Genomic DNA, 19235 nt, shown 5'->3' with positions numbered 1-19235 from the left:
TGCGCCGGTCACGGTGGGTGCCGGTGAGACCGACTTAGCGCCGGAATCCAAGGCCTTCCAGCAGCATGCGCGTCTCGTAAAGAGGCAGTCCGACGATGGCGGTATAGCTGCCATTTATAGCCGTGATGAACCCGCCGGCCATGCCCTGGATGCCATATCCGCCCGCCTTGCCCTTCCATTCCCCGCTGGCGACATAGGCCGCGATCTCGGCGTCGGTCAGGCGTTTGACCTTCACCCGGGCCAGCACCGCGCGCGACACCACTCGGCCATCCGGCGCCCGGACGGCAACGCCCGTGATGCACTGGTGGGCCCGCCCGGACAGCAATTTCAGAAAGGCTTCCGCCTCGGCCTCATCCGCCGCCTTTTCGAGGTTGCGCTGGCCGAGCGCGACGACCGTATCAGCGGCCAGCACGAAGCCCGCCTCCGAACACGCAGCCGCTTTTTCCCGCGCCAGCCGTTCGGCCAGGGCGCGGGGCGATTCATCCTTGCGGCGGGATTCGTCGATGTCGGTAGGTGCGACCTTGTCCGGCACGAGGCCGATCTGGGCGAGCAGTTCGAGACGCCGGGGGCTGGCACTGGCGAGAATGAGCGGCGCCCGGTCCGGCATGGGAATTTATTTGAAGCGGTAGGTGATACGGCCCTTGGTCAGGTCATACGGGGTCATCTCGACCATGACCTTGTCACCGGTGAGCACACGGATGCGGTTTTTCCGCATCTTGCCGGCGGTGTGCGCAATGATTTCGTGGTTGTTCTCAAGTTTCACGCGGAACGTCGCGTTCGGCAGCAGTTCAACAACTGTACCTTCGAATTCGATGAGTTCTTCTTTCGACATGCCTTCTCCAGCTGTCCGGCCATTCCGGCCAGGACTTCGCAATGCTGGGCTGCGCCATACAGGCTTGAAGGGATTCCGGCAAGCGCGAGGGGGAGTCGGGCCTCCCCCGTCCCGAACCCCGCAGGCTCAGGCCGGTTTCACCCGGGCGCGAGGTTCCGTTGCGGACAGGCCGAACCAGGCCCGCAGCGGCCCTGCCCGCAGGCCCAGTCCATAAAGTAACCAGCAGCCGAGCGTTGTTGCCCCGATCAGCAAAGGCGCTTCCACCCAGAGCGGCAAGCCGAAATTGTCCAGGTGGTGCCGGACGGCGTCTACCGCCCCCGCCAAGATCCTCTTCCTCGAAGCGGCCGGCAACTATGTCGGGATCAACACCGCCGAGGCAACGCACCTGATCGGCGGCACGCCCGCGCGTGGGAGCAGAAGCTCGCCGGCCTTGGCTTGGTGGGCATCCACCGGTCGCGCCTCGTCAACAAGGCGAAGATTGGCGCGCTGCAGCCGACCGCCTCCGGTGATTTCGAAGTGACGATTGGCGGCCGCCGGACGCTGCAAGGCAGCCGACGCTTCCGCGCCGGTCTCGGCTGATCAGCGCACCGGCAGCGGCACGCCGGACTTCAGGCTGCACTGTCCCGCAAAACCCGGGAAGGTGCCGTTCTGGTCGAGATGGGATTCGGCATATCCGTCGCCGATGGCCACGCGCACGGTGAGGGTGGTCGCAACTGCCGCAAGCAATTCGGGCGACAGGGGCAGTGTCAGGCTGACAGCGGCGCCGTCCTCCGTTTCGGTCAGCACGGCGGCGCCGTCAAACACATCGCCAGAAGCTACGAGCTGCGCTGGCCCTGCCACGGCATACGGACCGAGCTGGCGTGCCGGGGCGACGGCTTCCAGGGTCTTGGCGGCCGCATCGCAATGCACCGCGAACTTCGGCGGCTGCAATCCCGATACAGCATCCTGCGGGCCGACATCCAGAACCGAGATCCCGGTCTCGCTGTCGAACAGTTCGAGCCCGTCTTCATAGCGCACCGGCGCCTCGATTTCCGCAAGCCCGGATTCCTCAATGACCGTGTCCGGCGCGGCGGGTTCTTCCAGCGCCGGTGTCGGATTGCGCGCCTCGCAGGCCGCGAGGGCAGCGAAGCTGGCGGCGATAAGGAACAACTTGCGCTTCATCTGCCGTCTCACCTTTCAGGTGCCCGGCGCCCTGCCCTGACCGGCATGCAATGCGCAGATCAGGGTGAACAGGCGCCGCGCCGTTGCGTGATCAATGTCGATCTTGCCTTCGAGGCGCTCTTTTAGCAGTTCGGAGCCCTCATTGTGGATGCCGCGCCGCGCCATATCGATGGCCTCGATCTGGTGCGGCGTCTGAGTCCGGATGGCTTCGTAATAGCTGTCACAGATCATGAAATAGTCGCGGATCACACCCCGGAACGGCCCGAGCGACAGGATGAATGTGTGAACCTCTCCGCCTTCCTCATCGCGCACGCCGAAGATCAGACGGCGTTCGGCCTGGCTGAGCCAGAGCACATAAGGCCCCTTGTCCTGACCGGCGATCGCGAAGCTGTTCTCCTCGATGAGGTCGAAAATCGCAACGCGCCGCTCGTGCTCCGCGTCGGGACCGGAGGCGCCGAGCGTGTCGTCGTCAATATGGACGGCGATCAGGCGATTATTGCCCATCCCCTCCACCCCGGTTTGTGCGAATGGACACCGAGCGGGCATGCGCCGGCAGGCGTTCGGCCTCAGCCAGGCGGAGGGCTGCCGGCGCGAGGACTTCCAGCCCTTTCGGGCCGGCGCGTTGCACGCTCATCCGCTTCAGGAAATCATACAGTCCGAGTCCGGACGAAAACCGCGCGGCGCGGCTCGTAGGCAGCACGTGGTTAGAACCGGTCACATAGTCGCCCAACGCTTCCGGCGTGTGGTGGCCCAGAAACACCGCGCCCGCATGGCGGATCAGCGGCAGCAAGCCGTCCGGGTCGTCGATGCAAAGCTCAAGGTGTTCCGCCGCGATCCGATTGGCGACTTCCGCCGCCTGCAGGCGATCGCGCACAAGGATGATCGCGCCATGATTGATCCAGGACTCCCGCGCCCGCTCGCCGGTGAGCAGCGTTTTCAGCTGGTTTTCCACAGCCTTTTCCACAGCCTTACCCACAGCGTCATCCACAGTGATGAGAATGGATTGGCTGGACGGATCATGCTCGGCCTGACTCAGCAGGTCGGCGGCGATCCAGTCCGGATTCGCCGTCGCGTCGGCGATGATAAGAATCTCTGATGGCCCGGCTATCGTATCGATGCCGACGTGGCCGAACACCTGGCGCTTGGCTTCCGCGACCCACGCATTTCCCGGCCCGACAATCTTGTCCACCGGCACCAGCGCGCCCGCACCGAAGGCCAGCGCGCCGACCGCCTGCGCGCCGCCGATGGGGTAATACTCGTCCACGCCCGCCTTAAGCGCCGCATAGGCGACCGCATTCGACAGCTCCCCGTTCGGCGCCGGGGCGACCATGACGATCCGCTCCACGCCGGCAATCCGTGCCGGGACGATGTTCATCAGTACCGACGAGGGGTAGCTCGCCCGCCCGCCCGGCACGTAGACACCCACCGAATCCAGCGAAGTCCAGCGCCAGCCAAGCTCGATGCCGGCATCGTCCGTGAAGCGATGATCGGCCGGACGCTGCGCGCCGTGATAGGCCGCGATCCGGTCATGCGCGAAATCGATGGCTGCGCGCAGGTCCGGGGGGCAAGTCGCCGCGAGCGCGTGCAGGTCCACATTGTCGGTCTGCAGGGTCGAGGGGTCAAGCTGCAGCCCGTCAAACTTCGCCGTATAATCGGCCACCGCAGCCCCGCCGCGTTTCCTGACATCGGCAAGGATGTCCTTCACCACCCCGAACACGTCATCCCCCTGCCCGCGATCTTCTGCGAGGAAGCGCGTCAGGGCCTCATTAAACTGAGGCTTGGTGGCGTCGAGATGGCGGGCCATGGGGCGGGCCTGTTTCCGGGATTGTTGCAGCCTCGCTACATGGACCGGGGCTGGCAGGCTGGCAAGGCGGCGCATGGGCTAATTGGCGCCCCGCAGGGCGCAATACGAACTTCGGCCCAGTGCCCCCTACCTCTTCCGCCGCTCATGGCTCGGCACATGCCGGGTCGGCCAGACATAATCGCTGTCGAGCAGCGTGCCGTCGAGGGCTTCCACGGCCAGCACGATCTCGCCGTCGCCGGCGAATAGGAGGGTGACCTTGCCGCCCGGCGGCTCGGCGTCCGGAGTGAACTCAACACTCAGCAGCGACAGGATCAGCTCCGGGTCGGCCTTGGTAATGCCGCGCGTTTTCACGCCAAGAACTCCGTCAAACGCGAGCAGCGCACGCACCCGCTCGCCCGGCTGGCCCTTGCGGGCTGGTGCGGTTTCCCAGCGATAGCGGTTCAGCTCCACGGCAAAACGGCGATTCCGCTTCTCGTATTTGAGGTTGCCGGCCTTCACCACCGCGTCCTGAACGGCCGCCGCGATGATCTTGAGGTCTTCGGCCTCCTCGGCGAGCAGGCGCAGCGGTTTCGGATCGGTCATACAGCCCCGCCCTCGATTACTCGTCTTCGCCAGATCGGCGTTCGATCTTCGCGCCGCAAGCCCCGAGCTTTGCTTCCAGCCTCTCGAAACCGCGATCGAGATGGTAAATGCGGTTCACGACCGTCTCGCCCCTGGCGCCGAGCGCGGCGATGACGAGCGAGACCGACGCGCGCAGGTCCGTCGCCATGACCGGGGCGGCGGTGAGGTGATGGACGCCTTTCACGACCGCTTCCTGGCCGCGCACCGTGATGTCCGCGCCGAGGCGCGAAAGTTCCGGGGCGTGCATGAAGCGGTTCTCGAAGATCGTTTCGCGGATGATGCTGGTGCCTTCGGCCGTGCACATCAGAGCCATGAACTGAGCCTGCAGGTCGGTCGGGAAGCCGGGATGCGGCTGGGTCGAGAGGCTCACGGCCTTCAGCGGCGAGCCGTTGCGGCGGATGCGCAGCGTCGAAGCGGCCTCATCGGCATCGATGGTCACGCCCGCTTCGCGCAGCTTGGAAATCATCGCGCCGAGAGCGGCCACGGGGCAGCCATCCAGCGTCACATCCCCGCCTGCGCCGGCAGCCGCCATGGCATAGGTGCCCGCCTCGATCCGGTCCGGCATCACGGCATAGGTCGTGCCCTTCAAGGCTTCGACGCCCTTGATGCGGATGATCGGCGTGCCGGCGCCCGTCACGTTCGCGCCCATGGAGTTAAGGCAGTTGGCGAGGTCTTCGATCTCCGGCTCGCGCGCGGCATTCTCGAGGATGGTCTCGCCCTTCGCGAGTGTCGCCGTCAGCATCGCATGCTCCGTGGCGCCGACCGAGACGGTCGAGAAGTTGATATGCGCGCCGGTCAGGCCATGGATCGCGGCGGCCTTCACGTAGCCGCCTTCGACGCGCAGGTCCGCGCCCATGGCTTCCAGAGCTTTCAGGTGCAGGTCCACCGGGCGAGCGCCGATGGCGCAGCCACCGGGCAGCGACACGGTGGCATGGCCGGAGCGCGCGATCAGCGGACCGAGCACGTTGAAACTCGCCCGCATCTTCCGCACCTGTTCGTAGGGCGCGATCGTGGACTTCAGCTCCGCCGCATTTAGATGGCAGGTCGATGAGCCCTTCGGCCAGTAGACTTCTACACCCAGCGTCTCCAGCAGCTGCGCCAGGAAGCGGGTGTCCGCCAGGTTCGGCATGTTGGTGAGTTCCACCGGCTGATCGGTCAGCAGGCAGGTGACCATCAGCTTCAGCGCCGAGTTCTTGGCGCCGGAGACGTGGATGCGGCCGTTGAGCGGTGTGCCGCCCGTGATGTGAAGTCTGTCCATGGGCGCGAGGTATACTGTGCTTCGCGGCTTTGTCAGGACCGGAATGTGCGCGGAATTTGCAATTCTTCAGGGCCTTGTGGGCCGGCGGGCCTCAAAGTGGCTGACTTGGGCGCCGGATCAGCTTACTCTGGGGCATATGCTGAGGGTTCACCGATGCACACGGTTGATGCCATCCATACCCGCCGCTCCGTCCGGGCTTACCAGCCCCGGCCGGTCGACCGGCATCTCATCGAGGAAATCCTGTGGGACGCCGCGCAGGCCCCCACCCCGCCCGTCAGCGGAGCCGAGCCCTTCACGTTCGTCGTGATCGAAGGGGCCGACAAGGTCGCCCTCTGCGGGGCCCGCGCCCTCGCCTTCGCCCGCGCCAGCCGCCCCCAGGGACCAGGCTATGCCTGGCTTGATCAGGAGGATTTCTCGGTCTTCTTCGATGCTCCGGTCGTCATCCTCATTTGCGCCGTGCCTGACGAACTCGGCCAGGCGGCGTTCGATTGCACCCGCGCGGGGCAGAACCTTATGCTGTCCGCGCAGGCGCGCGGGCTCGGTACCTGCTGGGTCGGCTCACCGATGCACTGGCTGCGCGAGCCGATGACGCGCGCCGAACTGACGATCCCCGATACACACCTGGCTTACGCCGCTTTCACGCTCGGATATGCCGAGGGGACGCCCACAGGAAAGCCGCGTGAGCGACCACCGGTGATCTGGGCCCCCTAGGGTTTGTCAGCGGGTGTCGGGGCGCCCGCCGCGCCGCCCGAATCCTTGCGGGCAGCGGCCTTCCGGCGCTTCAGATTGGCCCGCAAAGCCTCAGCCTGGCGGGCGGTACGGTCTTCGTTTGACGATCGTGGCTGCTTGTAGGTCATAATGGGCGCCTAAACTCTCTTTTCATCTGGGAAACCTTAGGCTAAAGCCCGCGAACCGAACCGGCAATGCCGCCTTAGCTCAGGGGTAGAGCGCGTCATTGGTAATGACGAGGTCGACAGTTCAATTCTGTCAGGTGGCACCACCGGTCACTGGTTTCGCACAGCTAATGCGCCGGGCGTTACCTAAACCCGCACCAGCCGGTCTATCGCTTGCACACCTGCCGCGTCGGGAAACACCTTTGCGCCCAGCACGCTGTGCTCCAGCCCCCAATGGTCCTGCAACACGGCCATGAATAGCGAGCGCAGGTCATTTGCGGGGGCAACATCCCGCCCTTCGAACAGCGCCCTGGGGGCAAGGCCAGGCCAGTCGCCCGCGAATCTGCCGCCGGACACCGCCCCGCCGAGAAGGAAAGCCGCGCTCCCGGTGCCGTGATCGGTTCCGCCGGTGCCATTACCCGCAACCGTGCGACCAAACTCGGTGACCACGGCGACCACCGTTTTCTGCCAGTGCAGACCGAGGCCGTCCTTGAGCGCGCGCAGCGCCGCGTCCAGCCCGGCGAGACGCAAAGCCAACTGGCCATTGGCGGCGCCCTGATTGGCATGCGTGTCCCAGCCATCGAAGGAGAGAACGGCCGCCGCCGGGCCGCCCGCCGCCGACAACAACCGGCCCGCCGCTTCGGCGAGGCCCTTGTAGGCGCCGGCTCCGCCCCGCCGCTTGCCTTTGCCGTCCATCGTATCCATGCCCGAGGCGCTGGCGACGGCGTTGGTCTCGATGGCTGAGGCAAGCGCCGGGCCCAGCAGGGTGTCACCGGCATAGAGATCCATCAGACGGTTCAGCGTATCGTCACTCGCAGACGGCGCAAACGACGGCGCCCAGCTGGTCGCGGCGCCTGACCCGCGCAGCACCAGCGGCAGCGCGCCGGAAATCGCCACGGCCTCGCGCGCGGCCTCCGGCGGCAGCGCATTGAGCGCGCGGCCGAGCCAGCCATCACTGGCACCGAACACCTCAGCGGCGCCGCTTTCCAACACGTCCTGCGCATCGAAGTGCGATCGCTCCCGATAGGGCGACGCGCAAGCCGGCAGGATGGCCAGTTCCTTACTTGTCCAGCGATCATGCAGGAAGGCCAGATTGGGGTGAAGGCCGAAACCCTCCGTGAGCGGAAGGACACCGTCCGCCTCGCCCGGTGCGGCAAGTGCCAGCTTTCCGCGCGCGGCGCGGTAGTGCGGGTCGGCGTACGGGGCAACCGCGGCGAGGCCGTCCATTGCGCCGCGGAGGATGACCAGAACAAACTTCCGGTCTCCAGCCTGTTTGGAGACGGTCAGCGCGCCGGCCGAGCTGGCGAGGAAAAAACTGCCGCCGGCGATCAGTGCAGCGCGCCGTGTCATCAGGGGCAAGGTCATATCGTACTCCTACCGGCGCTGGAATTCAGGACTCATCAGGCCCAGTGTCAGACCCTGCGAGGCGCTTTCGGCACGCGCCATGCTCTGCACCGTCTGCACCGACAAGGCCGGGCCGAGACCGCCCCGCACGAGGGTCTCGGGCCGGATCTTGCTGCCCATCCGGTCGGACAGGCCCTGCGCCCACTCGACCCGCTTGATCACGGCGTCCGGCCCTGCCCAGCTGACCGCGTCGTCAGGCCAGCCTTCCGGCGATGGCGCCTGAAAGGGCACCTGGCCCAGCAGGCCGTAACCCGCAACGATCCCCTTGCGCTCGATTTTCGGCAGGCCCACCAGGCGCAGCGCAGACAGGAAGAATTCGTTCGGCGACTTGAACTTCCGCGCCTCCGGCTGCCATGCCGCCTCCAGCGAAATCAGCGTTTCGTGCAATGCCGGCAACCGGCCACCGCTGTTACGAAAACGCTTCGCCAGCGCCTCGACAGCTGCAGCCGGCGGATCATCCGAGATGAAATGGCGCGCGAGCTTCGTGGCAATGCGTTGCGCCGTTGACGGATGAATAGCGAGGTCGCGCAGGATCGCTTCGCCCTGCTCTTCTCCGGTCTCGGCATAGCGCTTGCCCATCACGGTGCGCACGCCGGGCTCATGGAACCGGTCGATGAAAATGAAATCCCCCGGCACTGCACCGGGGACAAGCACCTTCGTGCGACCCCCGGCCAACGACCAGCCGGTCAGCGCCTTGGCGAACTCGGTGACGTCCGACTGCGTATAGCCGCCCTGCGCGCCCAGCGTCTGCAGCTCAAGGATCTCGCGGGCGAGGTTTTCGTTGAGGCCCTTGTCCCGGCGCTTGCCGGTTTTCGAGTTCGGCCCCATCGACTGGGCCTGATCCAGATAAAGCAGCATTCCCGGATGCCGGGTGGCGGCGACGAGCAGATCGGCAAACGTGCCCGTCATGCCGGCCCGGATCACCTCGCGTTCGAACACACCCGCAAAAGGAATCGTCACCGCCTTGTTGGCCGATACGGTAAAGTGGTTCGACCAGAACAGCACCAGCCGTTCGGCGAAGCTGTTCCCGGTCGTCAGGCCATGGAGCGTGCGCGCCTCGATCTCGTTCATGTTGATGTCGCGCAACTGCTGCAGCGGCTTGAGGATGGCCGCCTCCTGCGCCTCGGGAGTCATCTTGCCTGCGTTGCCGGCTGTCTTCGTCTTGAGGTCTTCGAGATAACTGCCCAGCGCTTCTGCGGCCACACGGGTGGTTGGAAGGCCGGGCGCGCTCAGCACAAACACCGAATTGTCCTTCAGCTGGCGCGAAAGCCAGGCTTTCGGGTCAGGGGCGGCAGCCTCAAGTTCACCCTGCCGGGCACCCAGCCCAAAGCGGTTCACAGCGATGGCGGCGGCAAGGGAGTCCGGCATGTCTCACTCCGAGCAACTTCACTGTAACGCAGAGCGCCGCGCAATCCGTCGCCAGATGCAAAAAAATCAGAGCGCCCGTTCGAGCGCCGCCGTCCAGCCAGCCAGCAACCGCGCCCGCTGGTCCGGGGCCATCGACGGCAGGAAACGTTTGCCCGGCACCTTTCTGGCCGCCCAGTCCGAAGCCGTGAGCCAGCCCAGCTGCATCGCAGCCGCAGCAGCCGCGCCGAGCGCCGTCATCTCGCGGTAGTCGGGCCGCAACGCCGGCAAAGCACAGATGTCGGCAAGGAATTGCATCAGCCAGTCATTGGCGACCATACCGCCATCGACGCGCAGTTCCGCTATCGGCGCGCCGTCACCGGCAAAGGCGGCGAGCAGGTCGTGCGTCTGATAGGCGACCGACTCGAGGCCCGCGCGAATGAGATGCGCCGCCGTTGCCGCGCGCGTGAGCCCCGCAATCACGCCGCGCGCTTCGGCGTTCCAATGCGGCGCCCCAAGGCCGGTGAAAGCGGGCACCATATAGACGCCGCCATTGTCCGGCAGACCGGCGGCCGCGGCAGCGCTTTCGTCCGCCCGCTGAATGAGTTTCAGATCGTCCCGCAGCCACTTGATGACCGTGCCGGCATTGAAGATGGAGCCTTCCAGCGCCATCGCCGACGCGCCGGGAAGCGCGTAGCCTATCGTGCCGAGCAGCCGGTTCTCGGACACCGGTCGCACCGTACCGGTGTTTGCTACAAGGAAGGCGCCGGTACCAAACGTCACCTTCGCCTGACCAGGGGCGAGACAGCCCTGCCCCACCAGCGCCGATTGCTGATCGCCAAGAACAGAGCAGATCGGTATCGCGCGCCCGAAGAGCGCGGCGTCCGTTTCGCCGTAGGCCGCCGCACTCGGCTTCACCTGCGGCAGTAGCGCGGCCGGCACAGACAGCATTTCGCTCATACGGTGGCTCCAGCCGCCCTCGGCGCCCAGGCCCAGCCGGTAGAGCAATGTGCGCGACGCATTCGTCACGTCGGTCGCGTGGACCTTGCCGCCGGTGAGGCGCCACAGCAGGAAGCAGTCCACGGTGCCGAAGGCCAGTTCACCCGCTTCGGCGCGCGCCCGGGCGCCCGGCACATTGTCCAGCAGCCAGCCGATCTTGGTGCCCGAGAAATAAGGATCCAGCAGCAGGCCGGTTTCCGATTGCGCGGCGGCTTCATGGCCTTTCGCCTTCAGCGCCTCGCAGGCCGTCGCTGTGCGCCGGTCCTGCCAGATGATGGCGGGCGCGATGGGTCTTCCAGTCGTCCGTTCCCAGACGAGTGTGGTTTCGCGCTGGTTGGTGATGCCGATGGCGGCGATTCGGTCTGCGCCGCCCGCCTTGGCAATCACCGTACGGCAGACAGACAGTGTGCGCGCCCAGATCTCCTCGCCATTCTGCTCCACCCAGCCATCGGCGGGGTATTGCAGCTCGACTTCCTCCTGCGCGAGCGCGACTTCGCCGAACTGACGGTCGTACACGATCGCGCGGGTCGAGGTGGTGCCTTCGTCGATGACGAGAATGAAATCGGCGGCCATGGAAATTACCCCTTCATCTGCGCGGGATCATAGAAAAACGTCTCGGCGGCAATACGCTCACCGCGCCAGGTTTGCCAGGCGACTTCTTCCAGTGACCGCCTGCCGCCACCTTTCGGATACAAGGTGAACCGCCAGCGGATGACAACCGTGTCCTCATTGATGACGGGCGGCGCGAGCAGTTCGGTTTCCACCCTCTCCATCCGATCGAGCGTCGCCTGCTCCTGCCGGATCAGCTCGTCCTTTCCCCGGCGCGGCTCGGCCTGGTTCTCCTGCATGGTGGCATCGTCCGTGTACCAGTCACGGATGGCGCCGGCATGATCGCCGCTGAGGACCTGCGCCGTGAAGCGGCGGACGGTTTCGCTGGAGGGCATGAGTGTACCCTGCGTCAAGCCGTGAGGCCTGCAGCTTCGAGCAGCTGCGCGAAGCGCAAGCTCGTACGGTCGCCGAAGGGCGGGCCGATCAGCTGGAAGCCGACAGGCAGCCCGGAACGCGTACGCGCCACCGGCACGGCGGTTGCAGGCAGGCCGGCATAGGTGGCGATGCTCGCCCAGGCGAGCTGGCCGCCATAGGGATGAAGGGCATTGTCGATCGGCAACTGCCGTTTCGTCCAGTCCGGATCGGTCATGTAAGTGAAAGCGGGCGTCGAGAAGATCGGCGAGATGATGATATCGGTCTCGTCGAACACGTTCGCCCACTGGCGCGCGGCCGCGAGCTGTTCGTCCTGCAGGTTCATCCAGTCGTGCGCGTTCATCGGCGATGCCTCGGGCGTACCGCGCGAGATGACGGTCATCAGCATGCGGACATAGGCGGCGTTCATGTGCGCGAGGTCCGGATAGCCTTCGACGGATTCCGTCACGCGAACACCGGCCTTGTCGAGCCCGGCCAAAAATCCCTCCAGCGCCGCCGAAGTATCGGAATCAATCGGTACACCGGGCATGCTGCGGATCACGCGAACGCGGAAATCGGTCAGCCGGCCATGGCGCGCGGGAGGCAGGTCCAGCTTGTAGCCGGGCATCTCCGGCCCGGCAATGATGTCCAGCGTCTCGATCAGGTCGCCGACATTGCGCGCCATCGGCCCGACCACGGCGAGCGGCACATCGAGGCCGTCCGTACCCGGAAATCCATGCCCGCGCAGCGGCACGATGCCATAGCTCGGCTTGTGACCGAACACACCGCACATGTGCGACGGCTTTCGGATCGAGCCGCCGATGTCGGAGCCGATTTCCAGCGGCACCATCCCGGTCGCCAGCGCCGCTGCCGCCCCGCCGGACGAGCCGCCCGGCGAGCGCGTAGGATCGTAGGGGTTCACGGTGCGGCCATAGACCGGGTTTTCGGACTGCCAGTCGCCCAGCGCCACCGGCACATTGGTCTTGCCAACGATTACCGCGCCTTCCGCCTTGAGCCGCTGGACGACCACACCGTCGCGGGGTGCATCGACATTGGCGAACATCTCGAAGCCCCAGGTTGAGGGCAACCCCTCGACATCGTTGGACTCCTTTACCGTCATCGGCACGCCAAGCAGACGGCGCGGGTCGCCGGCCAACTTCGTCTGATCGATCCGCTTTGCGGTCGCCCGCGCGCGCTCGAAATCACGCACGACCACCGCGTTGATCGCCCCGTCCAGCGCCTCGATGCGGGCGATGGCAGCGTCGCAGGCCTCCAGCGCCGAAATATTGCCCGTCCGTACGGCCTCTGCCGTGGCCCGGGCGCCCAGTTTTGCAAGATCGTCCGTCGCTGAAGCGCTCAAGGCTTCCTCCCTTTTGCAGGAAGCCTAACACGGGGGCCGCGAAGCTCAACGCATCCCCCGTTTCGCTACACAAGTTCATTTTCAAAGCGTATATGGTATGTATATGTTTCATATAGTTCTTAAAGCGGAGTGATACCTATGGGCATCGTGAACATCGACCACGAACTGCACGATCAGGTGCGCAGGGCGAGCACTGTCACCTACCGCTCGATCAATGCCCAGGCCGCCTACTGGATCCGCATCGGCATGCTGTGCGAGATGAACCCGTCCCTTTCCTTCAACGAGATCATTCAGCGCGAGATGGCCGCTGCCGGCATCACCCCGCCTCCGCTGGGCGCCCACGCCGCATGACAAAACGACCTGAAGAACTCGGGCTGATGGCAGAGTCCGGCCGGCTGCTGTCGTCCGTGTTCGGACTGATTGACAGGATGGACCTGATCGGGATGTCCACCAAGGACGTGAACGACCTGGCCGAGCGCTTTATCGTGGATGAGCTCAAATCGCGCCCGGCCAGCAAGGGGCAGTATGGCTTTGCCTATGTGCTGAATGCCTCCATTAATGACGTCGTCTGCCACGGCGTGCCCTCGCCCGCGGACATCCTGCGCGACGGCGACATCGTGAACTTCGACATCACGCTCGAGAAGAATGGCTATATCGCCGACTCCAGCAAGACCTACATGCTCGGTAACGTGAACGCGCCCGCCCGCCGGCTGGTGCGCACCACGTATGAGGCCATGTGGAAAGGTATCCGCTCGGTGCGACCCGGCGCGACGTTGGGCGATATCGGCTTTGCGATCGAGCGCCATGCCAAGCAGGCGGGCTATTCGGTGGTACGCGAATTCTGCGGCCACGGGATCGGCCGGGAGATGCACGAGGACCCGCAGGTCCTGCACTTCGGACGGCGCGGCGCGGGCATGGCGCTGCGCCCCGGCATGACCTTTACGATCGAACCAATGCTGAACCAGGGCAGCCGCCAGGTGTTCACCGAAAACGATGGCTGGACGGTGCGTACGCAGGATGGCCGCCTGTCTGCCCAGTTCGAGCACACAGTCGCCGTCACGGACTTTGGCGTATCCGTCCTGACGCTGCGCCAGGACGAGCGCCGCATGCTTCAGCAAAAGACCGCCGCGGGCTGAGCCCCCCGCCGCCGCTTTGCCTTGTTGCAGCGGGTATTGGTGCCCTTGTCGCCGGACCAGCTGAGCGAAGCCGGCGTCTCCGCGGTTCCTGCCTTCGTACCGGCAGCTGCGCTGTCGCAAACTAGTTTCGTGAAGAGCCACCACCGCCGCGTCAGCAGCGCGTGTCGGTGATGGCCGACGCGCGATGCCTGCCGCGATGCGCCAGTGACGGGGCCGCGCCGCCCTCGACAGTGTTGCGCGCGGCGCAGCAATTGGCTGAAAGGATCCTTGTCGGCGCAGCCACAGTTGCACGCAGAGCCCCCATTCCCTCGAAGAAGGCCTGGGCATGCCGTATGCACGCCGGCAACCGCGCATGGGCATGGCGAGCCAGCGCTCAGGGCCTGTCAAGGCGCGAGCGCCGGCCAGCCATGGAAAAGTCCTTGCACGAAGCAAACATTCTTCCGGGAGTATTCTGCAGCCGCGCACCCTGCCGGATTCGAAACGGGTAAATTCTGACCGGCGCGGGGCGGCCTCGCCCCCAATCAACCGACAAGTTCCGGATGGTATGAAGTTTCCCTGCCCCGGCACCGGCAGGAATGGTGCGCCGCGCCGCGCAAACCCCGCAAATCTGTTGAACACGTCATGTCTTATGCACCGAAATCCGGCGCGATGCCGGAAAGGGCGCCTCGCTGCACTGCCACGCCGTCCCTGCGCAATTTCCCCGCGCAATCCGGCGCAAAGTCGCCTATATGCCCGGTCATGAGCTTTCCAGATCGTCAGACTGTCCTTGATTTCCTGAAGGAAAACCCGGCCGCCACGTCCAAGGCCGACATTGCACGCGGCCTCAAAGTAAAGGGCAAGGAGCGCGCGATCCTGCGCGAAGTGCTGGAGGAGCTGGAGCGCGAGGGTAAGCTGGAACGCACCGGCAAGCGCAGCTTCGCCCAGACCGACCGCCCGCCCCCGAGCGGCCTCGTCGAGTTCACCCGCCTCACCCGTGAGGGCGACCTGATCGGCCAGTGCGTCAGCGACCATGGCCTGTTCGGCCCTGAACTCATCTATGGCGGCCCGTCCGGCAAGACCCGCTCCCGCGCGCCGGCCAAGGGCGACCGGGCGGTCTGCAAGATTGCTGAGCGCGACAATGGCGAATGGCGCGCCTATGTGGTCACACTGCTGGAGAAGCGCGTCTCGGACCGCATCGTCGGCCTCTACAACAAGACCCCGCATGGCGGGCGCGTTACGCCGGCGAGCCGCAAGGAGCGCCGCGAATTCCTGATCCAGGAAGCTGACCGCAAGGGCGCCAAAGACGGCGATCTCGTCGTTGCCGAACCGAAACCGCAAGGCCGCCGCCAGTATGGCCCAGCCTTGGGCGTGATCACCGAAGTGATCGGCCATATCACGGATGCGCGCTCGGCCAGCCTCATCGCAATTCATGCTAACGAAATCCCGATGGATTTCCCGGACGAGGTGATTGCCGAGGCGCAATCGAAAGAGCCTGCGAAAGTTCAGCGCACGGACTTGACCCGCGTGCCGCTGATTACCATCGACCCGCATGACGCACGCGACCATGACGACGCCGTGTATGCCGAAGAGCTGCCCGATGGGAGCTGGAAAGTGATCGTCGCCATCGCTGACGTGTCGGCTTACGTCACCGAAGGCTCTGCACTTGACAAGGAAGCCGAGAAGCGCGGCAACTCGACCTATTTCCCGGACCGCGTCGTGCCGATGCTGCCGTTCGAGCTCTCGGCAGAAGCATGTTCGCTGAAGGAAGGCGAACTGCGCCCCTGCCTCGCCGTCGAAATGATCTTCTCCAGGGACGGCCACAAGAAATCCCACCGCTTCCTGCGCGCGACAATGCGCTCGGCAGCGAAGCTTGCCTATGAAGAGGCGCAGGCCGCTATCGATGGCAAACCGGGCGGCAAGGCCGAAGACATTCTGGACTCCGTGCTGCGCCCCCTTTGGGGCGCCTATTCGGCAGTGACGAAGGCACGCGACATCCGCAGCCCTCTCGACCTCGATATGCCGGAGCGTCGCATCCAGTTCAATCCGGAAGGCGAGATCACCGGAATCGTGACGAAGGAGCGCCTGGAGGCGCACCGCCTGATCGAGGAGTTCATGATCCAGGCCAACGTCGCTGCCGCCGAAACGCTGGAAGAAAAGCGCAGCCCCGTTGTCTACCGCGTGCACGATACGCCGTCGGAAGCCAAGATCGCGGCGTTTGCCGAATTCCTGCAGACGCTCGACATGAAATGGAACATCGGAGAACGTCCGCAGACGCACAAATTCAACAAGCTGCTCGCCGAGATCCGCGGCGGTGACTATGAGGGCATGATCCAGCAGATGGTACTGCGCTCGCAGGCGCAGGCAATCTATTCAGAAGAGAACCTTGGCCACTTCGGACTCAATCTCGCGCGCTACGCGCACTTCACCTCGCCCATACGCCGCTACGCGGATCTCGTCGTCCACCGCGCGCTGATCAGCGCCCATGATTTCGGACCGGACGGCCTCTCCGAGCGCTCGGCCGCGCGGCTCGAGGAAATCGCCAGCCACATCTCGATGACCGAGCGCCGCTCGATGACCGCTGAACGCGACGCGACCGATCGCTACCTTGCGATTTTCCTCGCCGACCGCGTCGGCGCCGAATTCGATGGCCGCATCACCGGCGTCACGCCGGCCGGCCTCTTTGTCGCGCTCGCAGGTTCGGGCGCGGACGGGTTCATCCCCATCTCGTCCCTGTCGGAAGACTATTGGGTTCATGATGCAGCGGCGATGGCCGTCTATGCGCGCGGCTCGGGGAAAACCTTCTCGCTCGGCCAGATCGTCCGTGTACGTCTGCGTGAGGTCACGCCCCTGCAAGGTGGGCTGCTGCTGGAAATGATCTCCGAGCCACTGCCCGCCCCTGCCGGCCGGCGCGAAGCCCGCAAGTCGATTAGCCGCGATTCAGGTGGCGGACGCGGCCACCGGGGCGGCGGCAGCGGTCCGCCCCGCCGCGGCAAACCGAAGTTCGACAAGCGGACATTGCCGCCGGGTTCGACGAAGAAGAAGCGCAGATAACCCTCGCCGTTCATTCCCGCAAAGGCGGGAATCTCGCGAGGACCTGCCATTCCCGAGACCCGCCTTAGCAGGCATATGCGAATGGCGGCGTGACCCAACGTCATGGTGCAGTGCGCCTTGCAATCGCCCATTTGGCATTGATGATGCCGCACATGCTGAACACTGTTTTTGACAAGGACGAGGACGGCGTCGCGGTCATCAAGGGCGTACCGAGCCTGCGGCCGCGCGATGCGGCGACACTGATTCTTGTGCGCCGCGACCAGACCCAGCCGCGCGTGCTGATGGGCAAGCGCGCGGGCACCAATGCCTTCATGCCGGACAAGTATGTATTTCCGGGCGGCCGCGTGGACCCAAAGGATTCCAAGGCCATCGCCTGGCAGGAACTGCGCCCTGAAGTCGAGGCGAAACTGCGCATCCAGTCGCGCCGCATCCCCCGCGCTTTCGCGCTGACTGCGATCCGCGAAACCTTCGAGGAAACCGGACTGATCGTCGGCCGCTCTGCCGAGATGCCGGACATAGCGCCGGCCGGCTGGGAAGATTTCCACAAGCTGGACGTTGTGGCGGACCTCTCGTCCCTCGTCTTCATCGGCCGCGCGGTCACGCCGCCATCCCGGCCCCGCCGCTTCGATGCCCGTTTCTTCATGGCCGAAGCCGAACAGGCCCTGATCGACGAGCGTCCCCCGGTGGACGGCGCCGAACTGTCGGACCTGCAATGGGTGACCCTGTCGGACGCCCTGAAGCTGGACCTGCCTTCGGTGACCCGCTTCATGCTGGGCGAGATCGGCGAGCGCCTCGCCAAGCCCGGCCACGAGCCCGGCCCGCCATTCCTGCGCTGGAGCCGGTCCGGCCACGCAACCGACAGGCTTTGAGCGCTTGACTTAAGACAGCCAGATCGTCAATAAGCCCGGTTTCCGGTTTCAACCCCATTCGAGAAGGGCCACCCCATGGCCAAACCCGCCACGATCAAGATTCGCCTCAATTCGACGGCTGACACGGGCTTTTTCTACGTGACGAAGAAGAATCCGCGCACGATGACCGAGAAAATGGTGAAGCGTAAGTACGATCCGGTTGCCAAGAAGCACGTCGACTTCAAAGAAGGCAAGATCAAGTAAGATCCTGTTCTTTAGGGAATTTTTGAAAGCCCGCGCTTTAACGGCGCGGGTTTTCGCGTATCAGGAGGCCTTTTCGGCGGCCACGTCCCGCTCGTTCAGGTAACGGATCCGGCGCAGACCGGGAAAGATGAAGATTGCGGCGGCGGCGACGCCGATGGCGGCGACCCCGCCTGCCACCACGGTAAACACCGGTCCGGTCACAGCCGCCATGAAGCCTGCGCGTGTCTCGCCCAGCTCGTTTGAGGCGCCGACAAAGATAGAGTTCACGGCGTTGACCCGGCCCCTTACCTCATCGGGTGTCCAGAGCTGCAGGATGATCTCGCGCACATAGACCGAGATCATGTCGAACCCGCCGACGCACATCAGCGCCAGGATCGACACCCAGGCCAGCGTCGAGCCCCCAAACACGGCCGTCGCAAGGCCGAACATCGCCACCGCTGCCAGCAGGATCCAGCCGGCATGATCCTTGATCGGAAACGCCGTGATCAGCGCGATTGCGATGATCGCGCCGATTCCGGGCGAGGCGCGCAGGAGGCCGAGGCCCAACTCGCCGACATGCAGGATGTCGCGCGCATAGATAGGCATCAGGGCTACCGCCCCGCCAAGCAGCACGGCGAACAGGTCCAGCGAGATCGCCCCCAGGACCACTTTGTCCTTCCAGACATAGCGGAAGCCGCCAAGGATGCTCGCCAGGGTCGGCGGCTCACGGCTGACGATCTGGTTGGGCTTCGGGATCGAGAAGATCAGTGCGGCGGCCGCAATGAACAGGCAGGTGGCGGTGCCATAAGACGCCTCCGGCGCGAGGCCGTAGAGCAGCGAGCCGACCACTGGGCCGGCGATGGTGGCCATCTGCCAGGACGAGGTGATCCAGCCGACCGCGTTCGGGAAATCCTCGCGTGGCACCAGGTTCACCGCGAGGCTCGTCGCGGCAGGGCCATAGAAGGCGCGGGCGGCGCCGAACAGCGTGAGGATGGCGAGCACGAGGACGGGTTCGAACCGGCCGTTCAGCACCAGAAGGAGGATACTGGCGGCGCAACTCATCATCACCAGCGCCCCGCAGCCCATCACAAGGCGCCGGCCCAGCCGGTCGGCGGCATTGCCGGTGACGACGACCAGCAGCAGCGCCGGCAGGAATTGCACGAGCCCGATCCAGCCGAGCAGCGCCGCGCTGCGCGTCTCGTCATACATCTGCCAGGCCACGGAGACCGACACGATCTGCGCCGAGAAGGACGTCAGGAAGCGGGAGAGGAAATAGCGGGTATAGGAGGAATGCCGGAAAGCCGCGAAACGGTTAGACATGGTTCGCGCTGCCCGACGATCT

20 protein-coding genes and 1 tRNA gene are annotated in these 19235 nt (G+C 65.3%); 8 read left to right on the top strand and 13 right to left on the bottom strand.

Going from position 1 to position 19235, the window contains the following annotated elements:
• Positions 1 to 34: 34 nt before the first annotated feature.
• Both Q0C17_RS04765 and infA read right to left on the bottom strand, forming a co-directional pair.
• Positions 35 to 607 (bottom strand): nucleoside triphosphate pyrophosphatase, encoded by a 573-nt coding sequence (locus tag Q0C17_RS04765; RefSeq protein ID WP_291202099.1) that lies wholly within the window; start codon positions 605 to 607, stop codon positions 35 to 37.
• Between the two features lie 6 nt (positions 608 to 613).
• Complete coding sequence (gene infA / locus Q0C17_RS04760) at positions 614 to 832, bottom strand: translation initiation factor IF-1 (RefSeq protein ID WP_220987554.1); 219 nt, start codon at positions 830 to 832, stop codon at positions 614 to 616.
• Positions 833 to 1123: 291 nt separating this feature from the next.
• On the opposite strand from infA, the gene Q0C17_RS04755 reads away from it, so the two are divergent.
• Complete coding sequence (locus tag Q0C17_RS04755; protein WP_366914760.1) at positions 1124 to 1411, top strand: LytTR family DNA-binding domain-containing protein; 288 nt, start codon at positions 1124 to 1126, stop codon at positions 1409 to 1411.
• Here the strand turns inward: Q0C17_RS04755 and Q0C17_RS04750 are convergent, their stop codons facing one another.
• From Q0C17_RS04750 to murA, 5 genes are all read right to left on the bottom strand, one after another.
• Positions 1412 to 1993, bottom strand: a complete 582-nt coding sequence (locus tag Q0C17_RS04750) for a hypothetical protein (RefSeq protein WP_291202090.1) — start codon at positions 1991 to 1993, stop codon at positions 1412 to 1414. It lies immediately after the preceding gene.
• Positions 1994 to 2008: 15 nt separating this feature from the next.
• Positions 2009 to 2497 (bottom strand): UPF0262 family protein, encoded by a 489-nt coding sequence (locus Q0C17_RS04745; protein WP_291202087.1) that lies wholly within the window; start codon positions 2495 to 2497, stop codon positions 2009 to 2011.
• Entirely contained in the window at positions 2487 to 3797 is a 1311-nt protein-coding gene (gene hisD, locus Q0C17_RS04740) for a histidinol dehydrogenase (RefSeq protein ID WP_291202084.1), read from the bottom strand. Before hisD ends, Q0C17_RS04745 begins: the two co-directional genes overlap by 11 nt.
• A gap of 126 nt (positions 3798 to 3923) precedes the next feature.
• Positions 3924 to 4379 (bottom strand): DUF2948 family protein, encoded by a 456-nt coding sequence (locus Q0C17_RS04735; RefSeq protein WP_291202081.1) that lies wholly within the window; start codon positions 4377 to 4379, stop codon positions 3924 to 3926.
• Positions 4380 to 4395: 16 nt separating this feature from the next.
• Positions 4396 to 5676, bottom strand: coding sequence for a UDP-N-acetylglucosamine 1-carboxyvinyltransferase (murA, locus tag Q0C17_RS04730; protein WP_291202079.1), 1281 nt, complete (start codon positions 5674 to 5676; stop codon positions 4396 to 4398).
• Between the two features lie 153 nt (positions 5677 to 5829).
• Here murA and Q0C17_RS04725 point away from each other — a divergent pair, with 153 nt between their 5' ends.
• Both Q0C17_RS04725 and Q0C17_RS04720 read left to right on the top strand, forming a co-directional pair.
• Entirely contained in the window at positions 5830 to 6387 is a 558-nt protein-coding gene (locus Q0C17_RS04725; protein ID WP_291202076.1) for a nitroreductase family protein, read from the top strand.
• 214 nt (positions 6388 to 6601) lie between these two features.
• A tRNA-Thr gene (locus Q0C17_RS04720) sits at positions 6602 to 6676 on the top strand.
• Positions 6677 to 6716: 40 nt separating this feature from the next.
• On the opposite strand, the gene Q0C17_RS04715 is transcribed toward Q0C17_RS04720, so the two are convergent.
• The 5 genes from Q0C17_RS04715 to Q0C17_RS04695 form a co-directional block, all read right to left on the bottom strand.
• Positions 6717 to 7934, bottom strand: coding sequence for a DUF1501 domain-containing protein (locus Q0C17_RS04715; protein ID WP_291202074.1), 1218 nt, complete (start codon positions 7932 to 7934; stop codon positions 6717 to 6719).
• A 9-nt stretch (positions 7935 to 7943) separates the two neighbouring features.
• Positions 7944 to 9341 carry a DUF1800 family protein gene (locus Q0C17_RS04710; RefSeq protein WP_291202071.1) on the bottom strand — a complete coding sequence of 466 codons (1398 nt, stop codon included), beginning with the start codon at positions 9339 to 9341 and terminating at the stop codon, positions 7944 to 7946.
• Between the two features lie 66 nt (positions 9342 to 9407).
• Positions 9408 to 10889 carry a glycerol kinase GlpK gene (gene glpK / locus Q0C17_RS04705; RefSeq protein ID WP_291202068.1) on the bottom strand — a complete coding sequence of 494 codons (1482 nt, stop codon included), beginning with the start codon at positions 10887 to 10889 and terminating at the stop codon, positions 9408 to 9410.
• Positions 10890 to 10894: 5 nt separating this feature from the next.
• Positions 10895 to 11260 carry a nuclear transport factor 2 family protein gene (locus Q0C17_RS04700; RefSeq protein ID WP_291202065.1) on the bottom strand — a complete coding sequence of 122 codons (366 nt, stop codon included), beginning with the start codon at positions 11258 to 11260 and terminating at the stop codon, positions 10895 to 10897.
• Positions 11261 to 11274: 14 nt separating this feature from the next.
• Positions 11275 to 12636, bottom strand: coding sequence for an amidase family protein (locus Q0C17_RS04695; RefSeq protein ID WP_291202062.1), 1362 nt, complete (start codon positions 12634 to 12636; stop codon positions 11275 to 11277).
• A 138-nt stretch (positions 12637 to 12774) separates the two neighbouring features.
• On the opposite strand from Q0C17_RS04695, the gene Q0C17_RS04690 reads away from it, so the two are divergent.
• From Q0C17_RS04690 to rpmG, 5 genes are all read left to right on the top strand, one after another.
• Positions 12775 to 12987, top strand: coding sequence for a ParD-like family protein (locus tag Q0C17_RS04690; RefSeq protein WP_291202059.1), 213 nt, complete (start codon positions 12775 to 12777; stop codon positions 12985 to 12987).
• On the top strand, positions 12984 to 13772 hold the full coding sequence (gene map / locus Q0C17_RS04685; RefSeq protein WP_291202056.1) for a type I methionyl aminopeptidase: 789 nt from the start codon (positions 12984 to 12986) through the stop codon (positions 13770 to 13772). Before Q0C17_RS04690 ends, map begins: the two co-directional genes overlap by 4 nt.
• A gap of 738 nt (positions 13773 to 14510) precedes the next feature.
• Positions 14511 to 16802, top strand: a complete 2292-nt coding sequence (gene rnr / locus Q0C17_RS04680; protein ID WP_291202053.1) for a ribonuclease R — start codon at positions 14511 to 14513, stop codon at positions 16800 to 16802.
• Positions 16803 to 16954: 152 nt separating this feature from the next.
• On the top strand, positions 16955 to 17671 hold the full coding sequence (locus Q0C17_RS04675; protein WP_291202050.1) for an NUDIX domain-containing protein: 717 nt from the start codon (positions 16955 to 16957) through the stop codon (positions 17669 to 17671).
• Between the two features lie 75 nt (positions 17672 to 17746).
• Positions 17747 to 17914 carry a 50S ribosomal protein L33 gene (rpmG, locus tag Q0C17_RS04670; RefSeq protein WP_291044473.1) on the top strand — a complete coding sequence of 56 codons (168 nt, stop codon included), beginning with the start codon at positions 17747 to 17749 and terminating at the stop codon, positions 17912 to 17914.
• Between the two features lie 60 nt (positions 17915 to 17974).
• Here rpmG and Q0C17_RS04665 read toward each other — a convergent pair whose 3' ends face one another.
• A complete protein-coding gene (locus Q0C17_RS04665) occupies positions 17975 to 19213 on the bottom strand; it encodes an MFS transporter (RefSeq protein ID WP_291202047.1) in 1239 nt (412 codons plus the stop codon).
• Positions 19214 to 19235 lie beyond the last annotated feature (22 nt).

The organism is Hyphomonas sp. (assembly GCF_022844445.1).
GTDB lineage: Bacteria > Pseudomonadota > Alphaproteobacteria > Caulobacterales > Hyphomonadaceae > Hyphomonas.
The sequence above is the reverse complement of the archived record's forward strand: the minus strand, read 5'-3'. Positions and strand labels throughout refer to the sequence as shown.

Coding starts and splice junctions, on each gene's coding strand:
- Q0C17_RS04765 (WP_291202099.1), bottom strand. CDS start 607: ATGCCGGACCGGGCGCCGCTCATTCTCGCCAGTGCCAGCCCCCGGCGT.
- infA (WP_220987554.1), bottom strand. CDS start 832: ATGTCGAAAGAAGAACTCATCGAATTCGAAGGTACAGTTGTTGAACTG.
- Q0C17_RS04750 (WP_291202090.1), bottom strand. CDS start 1,993: ATGAAGCGCAAGTTGTTCCTTATCGCCGCCAGCTTCGCTGCCCTCGCG.
- Q0C17_RS04745 (WP_291202087.1), bottom strand. CDS start 2,497: ATGGGCAATAATCGCCTGATCGCCGTCCATATTGACGACGACACGCTC.
- hisD (WP_291202084.1), bottom strand. CDS start 3,797: ATGGCCCGCCATCTCGACGCCACCAAGCCTCAGTTTAATGAGGCCCTG.
- Q0C17_RS04735 (WP_291202081.1), bottom strand. CDS start 4,379: ATGACCGATCCGAAACCGCTGCGCCTGCTCGCCGAGGAGGCCGAAGAC.
- murA (WP_291202079.1), bottom strand. CDS start 5,676: ATGGACAGACTTCACATCACGGGCGGCACACCGCTCAACGGCCGCATC.
- Q0C17_RS04725 (WP_291202076.1), top strand. CDS start 5,830: ATGCACACGGTTGATGCCATCCATACCCGCCGCTCCGTCCGGGCTTAC.
- Q0C17_RS04715 (WP_291202074.1), bottom strand. CDS start 7,934: ATGACCTTGCCCCTGATGACACGGCGCGCTGCACTGATCGCCGGCGGC.
- Q0C17_RS04710 (WP_291202071.1), bottom strand. CDS start 9,341: ATGCCGGACTCCCTTGCCGCCGCCATCGCTGTGAACCGCTTTGGGCTG.
- glpK (WP_291202068.1), bottom strand. CDS start 10,889: ATGGCCGCCGATTTCATTCTCGTCATCGACGAAGGCACCACCTCGACC.
- Q0C17_RS04700 (WP_291202065.1), bottom strand. CDS start 11,260: ATGCCCTCCAGCGAAACCGTCCGCCGCTTCACGGCGCAGGTCCTCAGC.
- Q0C17_RS04690 (WP_291202059.1), top strand. CDS start 12,775: ATGGGCATCGTGAACATCGACCACGAACTGCACGATCAGGTGCGCAGG.
- map (WP_291202056.1), top strand. CDS start 12,984: ATGACAAAACGACCTGAAGAACTCGGGCTGATGGCAGAGTCCGGCCGG.
- rnr (WP_291202053.1), top strand. CDS start 14,511: ATGAGCTTTCCAGATCGTCAGACTGTCCTTGATTTCCTGAAGGAAAAC.
- Q0C17_RS04675 (WP_291202050.1), top strand. CDS start 16,955: ATGCTGAACACTGTTTTTGACAAGGACGAGGACGGCGTCGCGGTCATC.
- rpmG (WP_291044473.1), top strand. CDS start 17,747: ATGGCCAAACCCGCCACGATCAAGATTCGCCTCAATTCGACGGCTGAC.
- Q0C17_RS04665 (WP_291202047.1), bottom strand. CDS start 19,213: ATGTCTAACCGTTTCGCGGCTTTCCGGCATTCCTCCTATACCCGCTAT.